The following is a 17,096-nucleotide window of genomic DNA, read 5'->3' as shown; positions in this document are numbered from 1 at the left end:
ACTGCTGAGAGCACGACGTTGGCGGCGTCGCCGGCGCGGCCTTTGAGATAGCAGCGGCCAAGGTGACCTTCGGCCTTCAGATGTCCGATGATGGGCTCGATGGCGGAGCGGCGCCGGAGCTCGCGCTTGATGGCGCCGAACACGCCGCGCTTCTGGCCCGAAATGAAGACGCGACGTGGATTTTGCGTGTCGTGGCCGCGATATCCCTTGTCGACATAGGCCCGCTCGATCGGACAGCCGGTGAGCGCCTCGGTGCGGTCGATGACGTCCCGCAGGGTATGACCGTCGTAGGGATTATCGGGCAGCGACCTGGCATGCAGTACGAACAGGCCACCGGGAGCTCGGCGATTGTTGGTGACGATGGAGGCCTTCACGCCGAACTCGTAAGGGGCTGAGGCCTTGCCTTTGCCGATGCACTCCACCTCCGGGGCATGAAATGAATAGAGCTTCCAGCCGCGCTGGCGCTGCTGCTGGGAGCGGATCTGGCTGGCTCGGCCAAGCGGAAGGGCGAATGCCTCCTCGAGGGCTGGCTGGCGCTCGATCTTGCGACGGATGTCGCGGATGATCCGGCCCAGCCGGCTGCGCAGGATACGCAACTGCCGCTGATGCCGGCTGAACTGTTTGGCATGGGCGTAGCGGCCCGCCATCATCGCAGCGGCCTTGGCCACGCGAGAATAGGATTGCCGCAGCCTGACGGCGTGCCTTCTCGCCAGGCGATTGAGGCCCTGGATGGCCGCATGAAGCAGCTTGGCGTCGGTCGGAAAGGTGATGGCCTTCGGCTGCACCGTGGTATCAACCGTGACGCGCTTGAGGTCCTGGCTGCGTAAGGCGCCGGCTTCGTGCGCCACCCGCAGGCTCTCGGCCAGCAGCAGCTCCAGCTTGTCGCCGAGCCGCTTGCGCCAATGGCTCAGGTCCGAGCGTTCGTGCGGGAAAGCGTGCTGGAAAAACTCTTCGCCGGTGAAGAACTGGAAATAAGGGTCGTGGACCCAGCGCTCGCACACCCCCTCATCGGACAGCCCGTAGATATGCTTGAGCAACAACAGCCCGATCATGAAGCGGGTCTCGATCCCGGGCCGGCCGTTCTCGCTGTAGAGCGGCGCGATCTCGCCGTCGATCCAGTCCCAATCGATCTTGCCGGCAAGCAGAACCAACTCGTGCTTCAGATTGATGATCTGGTCCAGCCGCGCCCGGAACAGATCGTTCGATCCCGTCGTCCTGTGCTTCTTCGGTCGCATCGGCCCCTCCGATGCACCACAGAATCATGGTCCGCAGCGAAAGGGAATCCACAAACGAAAATTGCAAGGTTTGGGGGCCTCAAGCCCCCAATCCCTGCAATCTCAAATGCCGCCGCAACCGGAAAACTGACTCCTGCTCAATCGCTTAGTGCCTTGTTCACGGACGACTAATGAGGACGCGGCCTCAGCCGCGCTTACTCCTCGTCTTCGTCGTCTTCATCCTCGTCTTCGTCGTCGAGCTCTTCCAGGTGCTCGAGCACCGCAAGCGGGAGCGTCTCGCGAAACAGATCGCCCTCCGCGCCCATCCAGAGACAGATCACGTCGTCGCCCTTCACGTCCGCGACGGTGAGCGGCTGCCCGCCGGATTTCAGCATGACGATATCGCCGGCTTTTAGTTCCATGGATGGTCCTTTCGGGTTGATTGACGGCGAAGCTAGCAAACCGGCATGACATGCCGATCACGGGCTACTCGGTCAGTGGATGTGTTGCGGTAGCGCGCATCCGCCGGCCAGACTGCTGAAACGTCGATCAGAGAGCTTTAGGCCGGAGCGATCCCATCACGAGAGGCAATGGTGCCTGTTCGATGGATGGCACAAGGGCTCTTCCGTCCCGTGCGTCGCGACCATGACACCATGCGCCTGTTTTGCCCGACGGCGCAAATGATTTCGTCAGATCCGCAGTTTGCGCTTGCCGCAAGTCCTTGATTTTGCTGCGGCCGTCTACTGTGCATGGGGTTGTTTTCGACGTTTTTGTTTGCGCACCCCGATTGCAGTCAGTCCGGCACCAGTTCTGTCAGCGAGCGGATGATGCGGTCGGGCTTGACGATCGAGCCTTCGGGCAGGCCGTCGCCATGCACGTCGATCCAGATCGAGTAGATGCCGAGACGCTGCGGCGTCACGACTTCCCATTCCAGATTGTCGCCGATCATCCAGGTGTCTCTTGCGGTGACGCCGAGCGCCTCCATCGCGTGCAGATAGGCACGCTCCTCGGGCTTGCCGAAACCGTGCTCGCCCTCGATCTGGATGTGGTGGAAGCGGTGCGCCAGCTCGAAGCGTTCGACCTTGGCGCGCTGGGTGTCCGCGGCGCCGTTGGTCACCAATGCGAGCTTGATGCCGAGCGCCTTGAGCCTGTCGATGGCGTCATGCGCGCCGGGGAAGACGAACATCTCCTCCTCGCGATAGACGGTGAAGCGGTCGGCGAGACGAATGGCGAGGTCGTCGGGCAGGGCGCGATGACCGGCGGCCGCGAGCGCGGTGAAACCGCCCTTGACGGTGAGGTGCCGGGCTTCGGCGAGCTTGAGCCGCCACGAAGCGTCCGCATTGGCCCAGAAATTCTTCGCGAAGGCCAGGACGGTGCTCGCGACCAGTTGCGGCGGCAGCGGCGCGAGTTCCTCGGCGAACTCCGCTGTGATCGTGTTCCAGGCGATCTCGGGCCGCGCATAGGCCGACAGGATGGTGTCGTCCATGTCGATTAGCATGGCGCGCGGGAGCGGTCTCATCGCGGGCTTCATCGTCGTCATGGCCACTTCACCACCGGTGGTAGCGACGACAGGATCGAATCCACATTGCCGCCGGTCTTGAGACCGAAGATGGTGCCGCGGTCGTAGAGCAGGTTGAACTCGACATAGCGGCCGCGCCGGATCAATTGCTCCTCGCGATCCTCCGCGGTCCAGCTTGTCGCGAAATTGCGCCGCACGATGTCGGGATAGACCTTCAGGAAAGCGCGACCGACGTCCCGGGTGAAGGCGAGGTCGGCGTCCCAGTCGCCGCTGTCGTGCCAGTCGTAGAAGATGCCGCCGATGCCGCGCGCCTCTTTGCGGTGCGGCAGGTGGAAATACTCGTCGCACCACTTCTTGTACTTGTCGTAATCGGCGATGCCGTTCGGCTGCGTGCAGGCCTGTTTCATTGCGGCGTGGAAGGCGATGCTATCGGCATCGTCCTGCGTGCGCCGGCGGTCGAGCACCGGCGTAAGATCGGCGCCGCCGCCGAACCAGGCTTTGGTGGTGACGACGAAGCGCGTGTTCATGTGCACCGCCGGCACGTGCGGATTGCGCAGATGCGCAATCAGCGAGATGCCGGAGGCCCAGAACTTCGGGTCGTCCGCCGCGCCCGGAATTTGCGCGCGAAACTCTGGCGCGAATTCGCCGTGCACGGTGGAGCAATGCACGCCGACCTTCTCGAACAGGCGGCCTGACATCATCGACATCACGCCGCCGCCGCCGGCCGCGCCGGTATGATCGGTGCGCTGCCAGGGTGTGCGTTTGAAGCGGCCGGCCTCACCGGGATAAAGGCTCTCGGGGGCATCGTCCTCCAGCCGCTCGAAGCTCGCGCAGATGTCGTCGCGCAAGGCTTCGAACCAGGCGCGTGCGCGCGTCTTGCGGTCTTCGATCAAGCTCGGGTCCAATGTGGATGTCATTTCGTCAGCCCTGCGGACCGTAATAGGTGCAGCTCTCGTTGCAACTGTCGCGGTGGATGCTGACGCGGGTGAGCTTGCCGATAGGAGCCAGCCGCTCCCAGACGAAGCGCGAGAGGTTTTCCAGCGTCGGTGTGCCCAGCGCCTCGATCTTGTTGAGGTACTTGTGATCCAGCGTCATGCGCACATCCTCGATGGCGCGCTGGACCAGGCCGAGATCGACCACCATGCCGGTTTTGGGATCGGGCGTGCCGCGCAGCGTCACCTCGGCGCGAAAGGAGTGGCCGTGGATCTCTTCGCTATCCGCGCCGAACGTCGTTCCCGACAATGAGTGCGCCGCCTCGAAGCGAAACGATTTCGTCAATTCCCACATCTGTTCGAAAACCAATCCTATCTGATACCAAGCGACTTATGCGTCTGCACGCTGAGCCGCCATTGCGGATGATTGAGGCAATAGTCGATGGCGCCCGCGGTGTTTTGGGCGACCTCGGGCCCGTCCATCGGCTGCAGTGAGAAGCGCTCGAAGGCGAGATCCGCGAAGGCCTCCGGCATGGCGAGCGGTTGCGGATAGACCAGCTTCAGCTCGTGGCCGCGCCGGATCACCAGATCGCTGCCGCCCTTTGGGCTGACGCAGATCCAGTCGAGCCCCTCGGGCGGGGCGATGGTGCCGTTGGTCTCGACGCCGATCTCGAAGCCGCGGGCATGGAGCGCGTCGACCAGCGCGGTATCGACCTGGAGCAGCGGCTCGCCGCCGGTGAGCACCACATAGCGGTCTTCGGTGGAGGCTGTCCATTGCGCGGCGATGGTGTCTGCGAGTTCCGCGGCCGAGCCATAGCGACCGCCGAGGGTGCCGTTGGTGCCGACGAAATCGGTGTCGCAGAATTTGCAAGTGGCCTCCTGACGGTCGGCCTCGCGCCCGCTCCAGAGGTTGCAGCCGGCAAAACGGCAAAACACGGACGCGCGCCCGGCATGGGCGCCTTCGCCTTGCAAGGTCAGGAAGATTTCCTTGACCGCGTAACTCAACCGTCTCTCCTCAACATACCTCAACATATTAAACTTGCGGGTTCCGGAGCTGCCGCAGCGCTTCGCCTGCGGCCATCGCCGCGGTCATGGCGACATTGAGCGACCTCAGCCCCGGAGCGATCGGGATCACCAGCCGCGCGTCCGCCGCCTCGACCACCGCCTCGGTGACGCCGGCGCTCTCGCGCCCGAATAGCAGGATGTCCGCCGTCTGGTAACGGAAATCGCGGTAGTCGGTCGCCCCCTTGGTGGTGAACAGCAGCAGGCGAGCGCCTTGCGCCGCCCGCCATTGCTCGAACTTTGACCAGGAGTCATGCCTGACGATGCTGACCTGATCGAGGTAGTCCATTCCCGCCCTGCGGAAATGCCGGTCGGAGACCGGGAAGCCCGCCGGTTCGATGAGATGGGCGGCCATGCCCAGACAGGCGCAGAGCCTGAGAATCGTGCCGGTGTTCTGGGGGATGTCGGGTTGGAAAAGCGCTATCTGCATGGGCGGTGCCGGGTTCGGTGCGGGCCGGAAATGTCTCAATAAAACATCGCTAGCCGCGGAATTCGTGCATTGCACGCTCCCGCGCCGATAGCGGGCTTGCGCTCGCCCGGCAAGGGTGCCAATAGAACGATTCTGGACTGCTGTTTTCGCCTTGTTTTGGTGGGGGCACGCGAAGTTCTGCCGCCGCGGGGGGCCGCGGGCGCCGGCAGGCTGTTCTGGGGACCTTGGGGGCTCCCGGAGCGGTTCCGCCGGCTGCATAAGAAGAAAGGGTTGGAATCGTGACGACAGCGTCTTCGGCGGACCATCCGACACGCCGTGATTTCTTATTCGTTGCAACGGGGGCAGCTGCAGCAGTAGGGGGCGCAGCCGCGCTCTGGCCCTTTATCTCCCAAATGAATCCTGATGCGTCGACCATCGCCGCTGGTGCGCCGATCGAGGTCGATCTCAGCCCGGTTGCCGAGGGGCAGGACATCAAGGTGTTCTGGCGCGGCAAGCCGATCTATATCAGCCACCGCACCAAGAAGCAGATCGACGAGGCGCGCGCCGTCAACGTGGCGAGCCTGCCCGATCCGCAGTCCGACGAGGCCCGGGTCAAGTCCGGCCATGAGCAATGGCTGGTCGTGATCGGCATATGCACCCATCTCGGCTGCATCCCGATCGCCCATGAAGGCAATTACGACGGGTTCTTCTGCCCCTGCCATGGTTCGCAGTACGATTCGTCCGGCCGCATCCGCCAGGGGCCCGCGCCCGCGAACCTGCCGGTGCCGCCGTACCAGTTCGTTTCGGACACCAAAATCCAGATCGGCTGAGCTTCGGGCCCTCGTCCGAAGCTTCGCGCCGTCTCGTCGTATTATTTCCTCAGGATCGCATCATGAGCGGACCATCCGACTACCAGCCGAGCAATCCGGCCCTGCAATGGATCGAGCGACGTCTGCCGATCCTCGGCCTCATGCACTCCTCCTTCGTGGTCTATCCCACCCCGCGCAACCTGAACTATTGGTGGACCTTCGGCGCCATCCTCTCCTTCATGCTGGGGATCCAGATCCTGACCGGCGTGATCCTGGCGATGCACTACACGCCGCATGCCGACCTCGCCTTCAAGTCGGTCGAGCTGCTCGTCCGTGACGTCAATTACGGCTGGCTGCTGCGCAACATGCATGCCGTCGGCGCCTCGATGTTCTTCGTCGCTGTCTACGTCCACATGCTGCGCGGCCTCTATTACGGCTCCTACAAGGAGCCGCGCGAGGTGCTGTGGATCCTTGGCGTCATCATCTACCTCCTGATGATGGCGACGGGCTTCATGGGCTACGTGCTGCCGTGGGGCCAGATGAGCTTCTGGGGCGCGACCGTCATCACCAATCTGTTCTCCGCCATCCCCTATGTCGGCGAGAGCATCGTGACGCTCCTGTGGGGCGGCTATTCGGTCGGCAACCCGACGCTGAACCGCTTCTTCTCGCTGCACTATCTACTGCCGTTCCTGATCGCGGGCGTCGTCGTGCTCCACGTCTGGGCGCTGCATGTCTCCGGCCAGAACAACCCTGATGGCGTCGAGCCCAAGACGGAAAAGGACACTGTTCCGTTCACGCCGCATGCAACCATCAAGGATATGTTCGGCGTCTCCTGCTTCATGCTGCTCTACGCCTGGTTCATCTTCTACATGCCGAATTATCTCGGCGACGCCGACAATTACATTCCGGCGAACCCGGGCGTGACGCCGCCGCACATCGTGCCGGAATGGTATTACCTGCCTTTCTACGCGATCCTGCGCTCGATCCCGAACAAGCTCGCGGGCGTGATCGGGATGTTCTCGGCGATCATCATCCTGTGCTTCCTGCCCTGGCTCGACGCCGCCAGGACGAAGTCGTCGAAGTACCGTCCGCTGGCCAAGCAGTTCTTCTGGATCTTCGTCGCGGTCTGCATCCTGCTCGGCTATCTCGGCGCGCAGCCGCCGGAAGGCATCTATGTGATCGCCGGCCGGGTCCTGACGTTCTGCTATTTCGCCTACTTCCTGATCGTGCTGCCGCTGCTCTCGCGGATCGAGAAGCCGCGTCCGGTGCCGAACTCGATCTCGGATGCCGTCCTGGCCAAAACCGGGAGCAGGTCGACGCCGATGGTGTCGAGCGCGATCGTGCTTGCGCTGGCGGGCGCGTTGTTTGCGGGCTCAGCCGACAGCGCGCGCGCCTCCGAAGGCAGCGACAAGCCGCCGGGCAACAAATGGTCGTTCGCCGGTCCGTTCGGCAAGTACGATCGCGGCGCATTGCAACGCGGCCTGAAGGTCTACAAGGAAGTCTGCGCCAACTGTCACGGCCTGTCCTACGTCGCCTTCCGCAATCTCGCGGAAGCCGGCGGTCCCGGCTATTCGGTCGCGCAGGCTGCAGCCTTCGCCTCCGACTACAAGGTCAAGGATGGTCCGAACGACGCCGGCGACATGTTCGAACGCGCGGGCCGGCCGGCGGATTATTTCCCCTCGCCATTCCCGAACGAGCAGGCGGCGCGTGCGGCGAACGGCGGCGCGGCGCCGCCGGATCTGTCGCTGATCACCAAGGCGCGTTCCTACGGCCGCGGCTTCCCGATGTTCATCGTCGACTTCTTCACCCAGTATCAGGAGCAGGGTCCGGACTACGTCTCGGCGCTGCTCCAGGGCTTTGAGGACAAGGCGCCCGAAGGTGTGACCATCCCGGAGGGCTCCTACTACAACAAGTACTTCCCGGGCCACGCCATCAAGATGCCGAAGCCGCTCAGCGACGGCCAGGTCACCTATGACGACGGCTCGCCGACCACTGTCGCGCAGTATTCCAAGGACGTCACCACGTTCCTGATGTGGACCGCCGAACCGCATATGGAAGCGCGCAAGCGCCTCGGTTTCCAGGTGTTCATCTTCCTGATCATCTTCGCCGGCCTGATGTACTTCACCAAGAAGAAGGTCTGGGCAGACTCGCACTGAGGGGCCCGAGGCGAGAATGAAGAGGCCCCCGCAAGGGGGCTTTTTTGTTGGGCACGAGAGTGTGTTGTCAGGCGCGATTGCCTATCGCCCGCTCAAACGCCAAAATGCCGCCAACCGCTCCCCAAAAACTCGTCGGAGGACACCATGGGAACCGCCATCACCTTCAAGCGCCCGGACGGCAAGGACGCATCGGGCTATCTCGCCAATGCCGCGCGCGGCAACGCGCCGGGCGTGGTGGTGATCCAAGAATGGTGGGGCCTTTCGGACCAGATCAAGGGCCTCTGCGACCGCTTCGCGCTCGCCGGTTTCGATGCGCTGGCGCCAGATCTCTACAAGGGCAAGGTGGTGCCGTATCACGACACCGACGCCGCCGGCAAAGAGATGAACTCGCTCGACTTCATGGACGCCACCACGCAGACGGTGCGCGGCGCCACGCAATATCTGTCGCGCAACGGCGCCAAGGTGGGCCTGACCGGCTTCTGCCTCGGCGGCGCCGTCACCATCATCGGCGCGGTGCATGTGCCGGAGCTCGCCGCCGGCGTGGTGTTCTACGGCATCCCGCCAGAGCAGGCGGCCAAGCCCGCCGACGTCAAGATCCCGCTTCAGGCCCATTTCGCCAACAAGGACGATTGGTGCACGCCGGAGCTGGTCAACGGTTTCGAAAAGGCCATGAAGGCCGCCGGCAAGTCGCTGGAGCTGTTCCGCTATGACGCCGAGCACGCTTTCGTCAACGAGCAGCGCCAGGCCGTGCACGACCGGGAAGCCGCCGAGCTCGCCTGGGGCAGGGCGACGGAGTTTTTCAGGAAGCATCTGGGGTAGGTGTGCTGCGCCAGTCGCGCTACCATTTCAGTGTCGCCCCGGCCTGGTGCGCAATTGCCCGGCCTTCGCCGGGACGACTGTGGTGATCGGCGTTGAGCAGCCAGCCCAGCCAGCCTTGACGTCGTCCCCGCGCCATGGTGAGTATCCGCCCATGAGCACCGCCGTCCGCCCATCCCGTCTTTGGTGGCGCACCTCCTGAGAGGTGGCCGGTGCGATTTATTCTCCCAAAATCGTCTGAGGTCGCCCACGCAGTGCGGCGGCCTGATCGTTTGTCCTGTGTGGCGTTCCCTCGACAAGTTTCGTAAGAGGACCCCATGAACAGGACCGTCTTTGCCCTTCCGGCTCGAAGCGACTACGTGACCCGCGCGGGGCTTGCGATCACGCGCGTGGCGGAACAGTTTTCCGGCGGCGCCAACCGGCTCGACGATCTCGTCAGCCTGCTCGACCGCCGCCGCGGCGTGGTGCTGTCGTCGGGCACGACCGTGCCCGGCCGCTACGAGAGTTTTGACCTCGGCTTCTCCGATCCGCCGCTCAAGCTCGAGACCACCGGCGTCAATTTCAAGCTGGAAGCGCTGAACGCGCGCGGGGAGGTGCTGATCGCCTTCCTCGCCGACGTCTTGCGCGAACCCTGCGTCGTGATCTCCGAGACGACGCCGACGCGCCTTGCCGGTCATATCATCCGCGGCGAAGCCCCGATCGACGAAGACCAGCGCACGCGGCGCGCCAGCGTGATGTCGCTGGTGCGCGATCTCGTCGCCGCTTTCTCCGCCAATGACGACGGCGTGCTCGGCCTGTTCGGCGCCTTCGCCTACGATCTCGTGTTCCAGATCGAGGACCTCGTGCAGAAGCGCGCGCGCGAGAGCGACCAGCGCGACATCGTGCTCTACGTCCCCGATCGCCTGCTCGCCTATGACCGCGCCACCGGCCGCGGCGTCGTGCTCACATACGATTTCGCGTGGAAGGGCAAGTCCACCGCGGGCCTGCCGCACGAGACCGCCGAGAGCCCCTACCTCAAGACACCGCGCCAGGGTTTTGCCGATCACGCCCCCGGCGAATATCAGGCCACTGTCGAGACCGCGCGCGCTGCCTTTGCGCGTGGCGATCTGTTCGAGGCGGTGCCGGGGCAGCTCTTCGCCGAGCCCTGCGACCGCTCGCCGGCGGAAGTGTTCCAGCGGCTCTGTGTCATCAATCCGTCGCCCTACGGCGCGCTGATGAATCTCGGCGAGGGCGAATTTCTCGTCTCGGCCTCTCCGGAAATGTTCGTGCGCTCGGACGGACGCCGGGTCGAGACCTGCCCGATCTCGGGGACGATCGCGCGCGGTACCGATGCGATCGGCGATGCCGAGCAGATCCGCCAGCTCCTGAACTCCGAGAAGGACGAGTTCGAGCTCAACATGTGCACCGACGTCGACCGCAACGACAAGGCGCGCGTCTGCGTTCCCGGCACCATCAAGGTGCTGGCGCGCCGGCAGATCGAGACCTATTCAAAACTGTTCCACACCGTCGACCATGTCGAAGGCATGCTGCGTCCCGGCTTCGATGCGCTCGACGCCTTTCTCACCCACGCCTGGGCCGTCACCGTCACTGGCGCACCAAAACTCTGGGCGATGCAGTTCGTCGAGGATCACGAGCGCTCGCCCCGCCGCTGGTATGCCGGCGCGATCGGGGCGGTGAATTTCGACGGCAGCATCAACACCGGCCTCACCATCCGGACCATCCGGATGAAGGAGGGCCTCGCGGAAGTGCGTGTCGGCGCCACCTGTCTGTTCGACTCCGATCCCGCCGCCGAGGACCGCGAATGCCAGGTCAAGGCCGCCGCCCTATTCCAGGCGCTGCGCGGTGATCCGCCGAAGCCGCTGTCGGCCTTTGCGCCCGATGCGACCGGAAGCGGCAAGAGGGTGCTGCTGATCGACCATGACGACAGCTTCGTCCATATGCTGGCCGATTACTTCCGCCAGGTCGGCGCCGACGTCACCGTGGTCCGCCATGTGCATGCGCTCGACATGCTCAAGCAGAAGCGGTGGGATTTGCTGGTGCTGTCGCCAGGGCCGGGCAGGCCCGAGGATTTTGGGATCAAGAAGACCATCGACGCGGCGCTGGAGGACAAGCTGCCGGTGTTCGGCGTCTGCCTCGGCGTCCAGGCGATCGGCGAGTATTTCGGCGGCGAGCTCGGGCAGCTCACGCATCCCGCCCATGGCCGGCCCTCGCGGGTTCAGGTACGTGGCGGGCGGCTGATGCGCAATCTGCCGAACGAGATCGTCATTGGCCGCTATCACTCGCTGTATGTCGAGCGCGACAGCATGCCGGAGGTGCTATCCGTCACCGCCAGCACCGAGGACGGCGTCGCCATGGCGCTCGAGCACAAGACCCTGCCGGTCGCCGGCGTGCAATTCCATCCGGAATCGCTGATGTCGCTGAGCGGCGAGGTGGGCTTACGAATTGTCGAGAACGCGTTCCGCCTGGATGCGTCGCGCTGATTGAGAGGCACCATGACTTTTGACCATGATCTGAAGGCGAGCGTCCGCACCATCCCGGACTATCCGAAACCCGGGATCTTGTTCCGCGACATCACCACGTTGCTCGCAGATGCGCGTGCGTTCCGCCGTGCGGTCGACGAACTCGTCAATCCCTGGGCCGGCAACAAGATCGACAAGGTCGCTGGCATGGAAGCGCGCGGCTTCATCATCGGTGGCGCGGTGGCGCACCAGGTTTCGGCCGGCTTCGTGCCGATCCGGAAAAAAGGCAAGCTGCCGCACACCACCGTGCGGATCGCTTACTCTCTCGAATACGGCATCGACGAGATGGAGATGCATGTCGACGCCATTCAGCCGGGTGAGCGTGTGATCCTGGTCGACGACCTCATCGCCACCGGCGGCACCGCGGAAGGTGCGGTGAAGCTGCTGCGCCAGATCGGCGCCAATGTGGTCGCCGCCTGCTTCATCATCGATCTGCCCGATCTCGGCGGCGCCGCCAAGCTGCGCGCGATGGACGTGCCGGTGCGCACGCTGATGACGTTCGAGGGGCACTGAGGGCACGGCACGGCTGGCGACGTTCAGATCGGCTCGGCCGTTAGCTCCGACAGCCAATGCAGCATGCGCTCTTTGAGGAGCGCATTCCTGACATAGTCGCTCGCCTCATCTTTCAGCCGCTCGCATTCGCCGAGTGTCAGGCCTGCCTCACCGTGCATGTTCCACGCAGTCTGGAGTCTACGGCAGGTGTGGCTACCCTGGCGCAGCGAGAACCAGATGCGATTCTGGATTGTCTCGAGGTTCGAGGCTTGGCCGACCCAGGCCTCGCCCGAGGCCGCGCAGCGGACGACGTAGATGCCGGCAACGGTCTTCCGCTCCTTATAGGCGGCGATTGCTGCTTTACGGTCGATGCTCACGGTGAAGAGGCCTTGCTGAGGAACGATGGTGCGTACACTCAGTAACCGCAACGTCGCTCGGCGTCAATATTATCCGGGTAAAATATTCAGGACCGTTGCAGGATCAGGCTGAGCTCGAGTTCGCGGAAGGCGAGGTAATTGCGCCGGGTCCATTGGTGCAGCTCGGTCGAGGCATCCTTCTCCTGGCGAAGATAGCCGGTGAAGGAGAAATTCAGGCGGCTGATATAGGTCTTCAGGAATCCGGGCAGCGCCGGCAGGCGCAGCAGCCGGCCGCCGGCCATCGCTTCCGGCAGCTCGCCGCGCACGATGTGCTCGTTGTCCACCGTGATCAGGTTGATCCGCGGGATCTGTTCGCGCAGCATCTCGTGGGCGCGGGCCGAGACGCGGTCGGTGTCGGCGACGAACAGGATCATCGGCGCGACGTGGCGGCGCGCAGCCTCTTTCAACAGGCCGATCTCCTCCGTCATCTTGAAGAACTCGTCAAAGGCGTGGAAGCCGAGGTCGATCACCTTGGCAAGCCCGTCATCGACGATGACGCGATCCATCAGCTGCATCTTGCCGTAGGTGTCGATCACGTCGGCGGTCTCGGTGATCGTTGGCAGATAGTCGAGCAGCGACGGCTCCTTCAGGTTGACGTCGAAGGCCACGACGTTGCCGTTCTTGAGCAGCAAAAATTCGCTCAAAAGCCGCGCCAGCAGGGTCTTGCCGACCTGCGGACGGGGCGAGCAAATGATGTAGAGGGGCGTTGCGGGCATCGATAGCTATATCAGTCGAACTTGGCGACCAATCCAGCCGTATCCGCCCGGCTTGCGCAACTATTTTTCGCTGTTGCGGGCCCCGGATTTCGTCGAGCCGACGATATCGGTCAGCCGGATCCGATCGAACTCACTCCAGACGTTCGCCAGCCAGTGTCGGACATAACCACGCAGCACGAAGGAGTAGTTGGCGGCCTCGTCGTTGACGCCCTTGTTGGCGACGAATTTCAGGAATGGGACGGAGGACACCTCGACCTGCTCATAGGCCATTTCGTTGAGCTTGGGGATGGTCAGCTCGGTCGCGTCCTTGATGCGGTTGAAATACGATTGGTAAGTCGACTGATCCCACTGGAAGAACTGAGTATCGTTGATGAAGTTCTTCACCAGGAAATATTTCGCGCCGCCCATGAAGCCCGCGGTCTCGGCGATCTCGTCCAGCGAGGCGATCGAGGGTCCGAGGATGTGGAACACGGCAAAGGTGATCTGGCCGGCCTTGGCGGCGTCGAGGAATCCGATGTCGCGCAAGGAGGCGAGCGCCGGCGAGAGCAGGCCGGCCCGGACGTCGATCACGGTGACCGACGGGCTCGTCGCGTTGAGCGTATCGAAGATCTTCATCTGATCCGACGTCGTCGTCATGTCGACGATCTCGGTGATGTCAGGATGGAAGCGCTTCAGGGTTCCGCGCGGCGATTCGGTGTCGAAGGCGCGCGTCGGCACGTTGTTGGCGGAAAAATAATCGAGCAGGGTGCGCGACACCGTGGTCTTGCCGACCCCACCCTTGTCCGCGCCCACCACAACCACTGCCGGCTTTGCCATTGCTGTCCCCTAACGCGCGCCCCCGATCGCGAGGTTGCAATCGGATGGGCCCCAAATCGATGTCGCAGACATGTCCCAAGTCTGCTGTTGGGCGCGAACATGGCAGAAACAAGGGAGAATTCAATTCCGCAGGGCCCAGTTACGGCAATTCCCGACGTTTTTCCCAAGCACGACGAATTCTGCCGGGCATGGCGTCAAATCACGCTCAATGGCGGCCCCAAGGACCCAAGGAATTGCCCAAGGGATTGCTTACTCGATTGCCTATCGGGTTGCTGCTGGCGGTTCCGGCGGAGCTGGGTGCGGGCAGGGGCGGCGGACTGGCCGCGCCGCCTACGTCGTTCCAGGGCCCCTGGCGCGGTGGCGGTCGGACGCCCTGCTGGTCGGCTTGCGTGTCTGGCTCCTCGGCCTCGTCGGCGGAAAGCGGCAGCGGGCCGGGATCATGGCCGTCGGCGAACTTGACCAACGCGTCGACCCGCGACTGCACCGAGGGGTGGGTCGCGAACAAATCGGCAAAACCCTCGCGCGGATTGTCGACGCAGAGCTCCATCACTGCCGAGGTTGCGCCCGGCAGCTCGCCGCGGTTCTCGATCTTGCGCAGTGCCGAGATCATGGCGTCCGGGTTTTTCGTCAGCTCGACGGAGCCTGCGTCCGCGAGATATTCGCGCGAGCGCGACAGCGCGAGCTTCACCACCTGAGACAACAGCCAGGCCACCACGATCAGCACGACCGCGATGATGATGACGATCACCGCGCCGCCGCCCGAACTCTTGCTGTCGCTCGACGACGAGGACGATCGTGACGAGGAGGAGCCCGACGACCACGAGCCGCCGGAGCCGGAGCTCCAGCTGAAATTCGTGAACAGGCGGAAGAACAGTTCGCCGAAGAATCCGACCACGCCCGCGATGATGACGGCGACCACCATGAGCTGCACGTCGCCGTTCTTGATATGGGTCAGCTCGTGACCCAGCACCGCCTCGATTTCCTGGTCGTCCAGCGCATTGAGGAGACCGGTGGTGACGGTGACCGAATATTGCCGCGGGTTGAGGCCGGTCGCGAACGCGTTCAGCGCCGGGCTTTCCATGATCTTCAGCTTCGGCATCGTGATGCCGCGCGAGATGCAGAGATTTTCAAGCAGATTATAGAGCCGCGGCTGCTCCTGCCGGGTGACGTCGTGGCCGCCGGTCACCGCATCGATCATCGACTGGTGGAAGAAATAGGCGATCACGATCCAGGTCGCTGCCACGACGGTCGCAACCGGTGCGGCGACTTTCAGATCATAGAAGGCGCGTCTCAGATAATGGAGGACGGTCTCGTCGCCATTGATGACGACTTCGGCGATCAGCGCGCCGGCATAGACCAGCACGTAGACCAGCGCGAACAGACCGGCGAGCAGGAGCATCGAACGAAACTTGTTCGAGGCGATGTGCGTGTAGAGACCATACGCGGCCATGACGCGATGCCCTGCCGGCCTATCGGCTCAACTCAGAATTTCACCTGCGGCGTGGCCTCGACCTCGGTGCGGCTGGCGCCGAGATCGAAGAAGTCCTTTTTGGTGAAGCCGAACATGCCGGCGAACAAGGCTGCCGGCATCTGCTGGATGCCGGTGTTGTATTCCTGGACCGCGCTGTTGAAGAAGCGTCGGCTGGCCGCGATCTTGTTCTCGAGATCGGACAGCTCGCTGGCGAGCTGCTGGAAATTGGCGTTGGCCTTGAGGTCGGGATAGGCCTCCGACAGCGCGATCAGTCGGCCGAGCGCGCCGGAGAGCTGGGTCTCGGCCGCGGACACCTGCGCCGGTCCCTGCGCCGACATCGCCGAATTGCGCGCCTTGATGACGTCGTCGAGCGTGCCGCGCTCATGCGAGGCATAGCCCTTCACCGTCTCGACCAGGTTCGGGATCAGATCGTGGCGCTGCTTGAGCTGCACGTCGACGTCGGCAAAGGCCTGGCCGACGCGCTGGCCCAGCGCCACCAGCCGATTGTAGGCGGCGAAGGCAAAGAACACGAGGACGACGATAACGCCGAGAACGATCCAGCCGGTCGACATGGAGAACTCCTGAAGGGGGAAGAAGGCGGGCGCTAGGGTAGACCAAATTGGCGCCGAGCGAGAGCCCGGTACAGAAGAGAGGTAAGACTTGGTCGGATGAGGGACTATCCCAGTTCAAGGCGAAAGCGCCGGAGCAGGTTAACTTTCGGACAGGATGGCATCACCCCAGCGCCAGCGGCGGGCGCTTGCATAGGCGACCTTGTCCCGCCGTGGGACCTTGGCGAGTTCGACGCCTTGCTCGGTGCAGAGCTTTGCCGTGATCTCGGGCTTGCCGAGATCCGGCGGCGCCAACACGCGCGCGGCGCGGGTGGCGGGAGGCCTACGGGTTAGCGCCACGTAGATGAATCGCTCGTCCTCGAACGGCACCTCGGCGCCCTTGATTTGGCGGTGAGCCTGCGAGCGCGGCAAGCGCTGGGAGAAATGGCACCAGTCGGGCGCCGTCAGCGGACACGGCTTTTCGTGCGGGCAGGGTGCGGCGACATAGGCGCCCGCCGCGATCAGTTGCTGGCGCAAGGTGAGGATGCGGGCGTAGCCGGCGGGCGTGCCGGGCTCGATCACGACCAGCACGTGGCGCGCTTTCGCCCACATCGCTTCCGCGAGCTTGCGTTGATCGCCCTCGCTGAGCTCGCCGATGACATAGCTCGCGACGACGAGATCGGCTTGCGAAACCTCAGCGAGGTTCGCGCCGGCATCGCCCGGCAGATAGCGGCAATTCGCCAGACGCGTGCTGTCGCGCGCCAGTTCGAGCGCGAGACGGCTCAGCGTGGCGTTGGCATCGAGCAGGGTGAAGGATTGCAGCGACGGAAAAGCTTCCGCAGCGGCCCAGCTCGCGGTGCCCGGACCTGCGCCGACGTCGAGCAGCGTTTCCGGACCGAGGTCCGGTGCGACCTCGGTCAGCGCATTCAGACTTGCCGCCACCGCAGCGTAGGTCGCCGGCATCCTCGCGAGCGCATAGGCGAGCGCATCGGCCTCGGATTTGATCGTGCCGGAGCCGCCCCCTGCACGATAGGTGGTCGAGATTTTCTGCGATCGCTGCGCAGCGTCGGCGCGCGAGAACCCCTGGAGCTTGCCGTCGAGGGCCGCTTTCAGTTCGGCGGGGAGGGTGGGTGAGATCATCATTCGTGGTCATCATCCGCTTGCGCGGATGACGACGTCAATAGGTGCGTGACGGGAGCGG

18 protein-coding genes are annotated in these 17,096 nt (G+C 63.9%); 5 read left to right on the top strand and 13 right to left on the bottom strand.

The window, feature by feature from the left end:
- The 7 genes from IVB42_RS36990 to IVB42_RS36960 all read right to left on the bottom strand — a co-directional run.
- Positions 1 to 1,235, bottom strand: a 1,235-nt coding sequence (locus tag IVB42_RS36990) for an IS5 family transposase (RefSeq protein WP_247472051.1), incomplete at its 3' end; no start/stop codon positions are given.
- 194 nt (positions 1,236 to 1,429) lie between these two features.
- Positions 1,430 to 1,636 carry a DUF2158 domain-containing protein gene (locus IVB42_RS36985; RefSeq protein ID WP_018454945.1) on the bottom strand — a complete coding sequence of 69 codons (207 nt, stop codon included), beginning with the start codon at positions 1,634 to 1,636 and terminating at the stop codon, positions 1,430 to 1,432.
- 371 nt (positions 1,637 to 2,007) lie between these two features.
- Positions 2,008 to 2,754: an HAD family hydrolase gene (locus IVB42_RS36980; protein WP_247372676.1), complete on the bottom strand. Its 747-nt coding sequence runs from the start codon at positions 2,752 to 2,754 to the stop codon at positions 2,008 to 2,010.
- The gene (gene hemF, locus IVB42_RS36975; RefSeq protein ID WP_231188796.1) at positions 2,751 to 3,650 is read right to left on the bottom strand and encodes an oxygen-dependent coproporphyrinogen oxidase; all 900 of its coding nucleotides are present in this window, start codon (positions 3,648 to 3,650) and stop codon (positions 2,751 to 2,753) included. Before hemF ends, IVB42_RS36980 begins: the two co-directional genes overlap by 4 nt.
- 4 nt (positions 3,651 to 3,654) lie before the next feature.
- Complete coding sequence (locus tag IVB42_RS36970; RefSeq protein WP_247357255.1) at positions 3,655 to 4,020, bottom strand: 6-carboxytetrahydropterin synthase; 366 nt, start codon at positions 4,018 to 4,020, stop codon at positions 3,655 to 3,657.
- A gap of 17 nt (positions 4,021 to 4,037) precedes the next feature.
- Entirely contained in the window at positions 4,038 to 4,670 is a 633-nt protein-coding gene (gene queE, locus IVB42_RS36965; RefSeq protein ID WP_018454941.1) for a 7-carboxy-7-deazaguanine synthase, read from the bottom strand.
- Positions 4,671 to 4,698: 28 nt separating this feature from the next.
- Positions 4,699 to 5,157 carry a tRNA (cytidine(34)-2'-O)-methyltransferase gene (locus IVB42_RS36960; RefSeq protein WP_247472050.1) on the bottom strand — a complete coding sequence of 153 codons (459 nt, stop codon included), beginning with the start codon at positions 5,155 to 5,157 and terminating at the stop codon, positions 4,699 to 4,701.
- Positions 5,158 to 5,435: 278 nt separating this feature from the next.
- On the opposite strand from IVB42_RS36960, the gene petA reads away from it, so the two are divergent.
- From petA to IVB42_RS36935, 5 genes are all read left to right on the top strand, one after another.
- Positions 5,436 to 5,966, top strand: a complete 531-nt coding sequence (petA, locus tag IVB42_RS36955; protein ID WP_026232845.1) for a ubiquinol-cytochrome c reductase iron-sulfur subunit — start codon at positions 5,436 to 5,438, stop codon at positions 5,964 to 5,966.
- A gap of 62 nt (positions 5,967 to 6,028) precedes the next feature.
- Positions 6,029 to 8,101 (top strand): cytochrome b/c1, encoded by a 2,073-nt coding sequence (fbcH, locus tag IVB42_RS36950; protein WP_018454938.1) that lies wholly within the window; start codon positions 6,029 to 6,031, stop codon positions 8,099 to 8,101.
- Between the two features lie 144 nt (positions 8,102 to 8,245).
- The gene (locus tag IVB42_RS36945) at positions 8,246 to 8,920 is read left to right on the top strand and encodes a dienelactone hydrolase family protein (protein ID WP_008134159.1); all 675 of its coding nucleotides are present in this window, start codon (positions 8,246 to 8,248) and stop codon (positions 8,918 to 8,920) included.
- Between the two features lie 314 nt (positions 8,921 to 9,234).
- The gene (locus IVB42_RS36940; protein ID WP_204513836.1) at positions 9,235 to 11,397 is read left to right on the top strand and encodes an anthranilate synthase component I; all 2,163 of its coding nucleotides are present in this window, start codon (positions 9,235 to 9,237) and stop codon (positions 11,395 to 11,397) included.
- A gap of 12 nt (positions 11,398 to 11,409) precedes the next feature.
- Positions 11,410 to 11,949 carry an adenine phosphoribosyltransferase gene (locus IVB42_RS36935; RefSeq protein ID WP_007595035.1) on the top strand — a complete coding sequence of 180 codons (540 nt, stop codon included), beginning with the start codon at positions 11,410 to 11,412 and terminating at the stop codon, positions 11,947 to 11,949.
- Between the two features lie 23 nt (positions 11,950 to 11,972).
- Here the strand turns inward: IVB42_RS36935 and IVB42_RS36930 are convergent, their stop codons facing one another.
- From IVB42_RS36930 to IVB42_RS36905, 6 genes are all read right to left on the bottom strand, one after another.
- Complete coding sequence (locus tag IVB42_RS36930; RefSeq protein ID WP_204513837.1) at positions 11,973 to 12,305, bottom strand: GIY-YIG nuclease family protein; 333 nt, start codon at positions 12,303 to 12,305, stop codon at positions 11,973 to 11,975.
- A gap of 86 nt (positions 12,306 to 12,391) precedes the next feature.
- A complete protein-coding gene (locus tag IVB42_RS36925; protein WP_204513838.1) occupies positions 12,392 to 13,060 on the bottom strand; it encodes a hypothetical protein in 669 nt (222 codons plus the stop codon).
- Between the two features lie 60 nt (positions 13,061 to 13,120).
- A complete protein-coding gene (locus IVB42_RS36920) occupies positions 13,121 to 13,876 on the bottom strand; it encodes a hypothetical protein (RefSeq protein ID WP_018454934.1) in 756 nt (251 codons plus the stop codon).
- Between the two features lie 205 nt (positions 13,877 to 14,081).
- On the bottom strand, positions 14,082 to 15,326 hold the full coding sequence (locus IVB42_RS36915) for a M48 family metallopeptidase (protein ID WP_204513839.1): 1,245 nt from the start codon (positions 15,324 to 15,326) through the stop codon (positions 14,082 to 14,084).
- A 32-nt stretch (positions 15,327 to 15,358) separates the two neighbouring features.
- Positions 15,359 to 15,919, bottom strand: coding sequence for a LemA family protein (locus IVB42_RS36910; RefSeq protein WP_085352637.1), 561 nt, complete (start codon positions 15,917 to 15,919; stop codon positions 15,359 to 15,361).
- A gap of 138 nt (positions 15,920 to 16,057) precedes the next feature.
- Positions 16,058 to 17,038 (bottom strand): small ribosomal subunit Rsm22 family protein, encoded by a 981-nt coding sequence (locus IVB42_RS36905; protein ID WP_247372679.1) that lies wholly within the window; start codon positions 17,036 to 17,038, stop codon positions 16,058 to 16,060.
- Positions 17,039 to 17,096 lie beyond the last annotated feature (58 nt).

It is taken from the genome of Bradyrhizobium sp. 45, assembly GCF_023073155.1.
GTDB classification, from domain to species: domain Bacteria; phylum Pseudomonadota; class Alphaproteobacteria; order Rhizobiales; family Xanthobacteraceae; genus Bradyrhizobium; species Bradyrhizobium canariense_D.
This window is presented reverse-complemented; position numbering and strand designations above follow the sequence as displayed.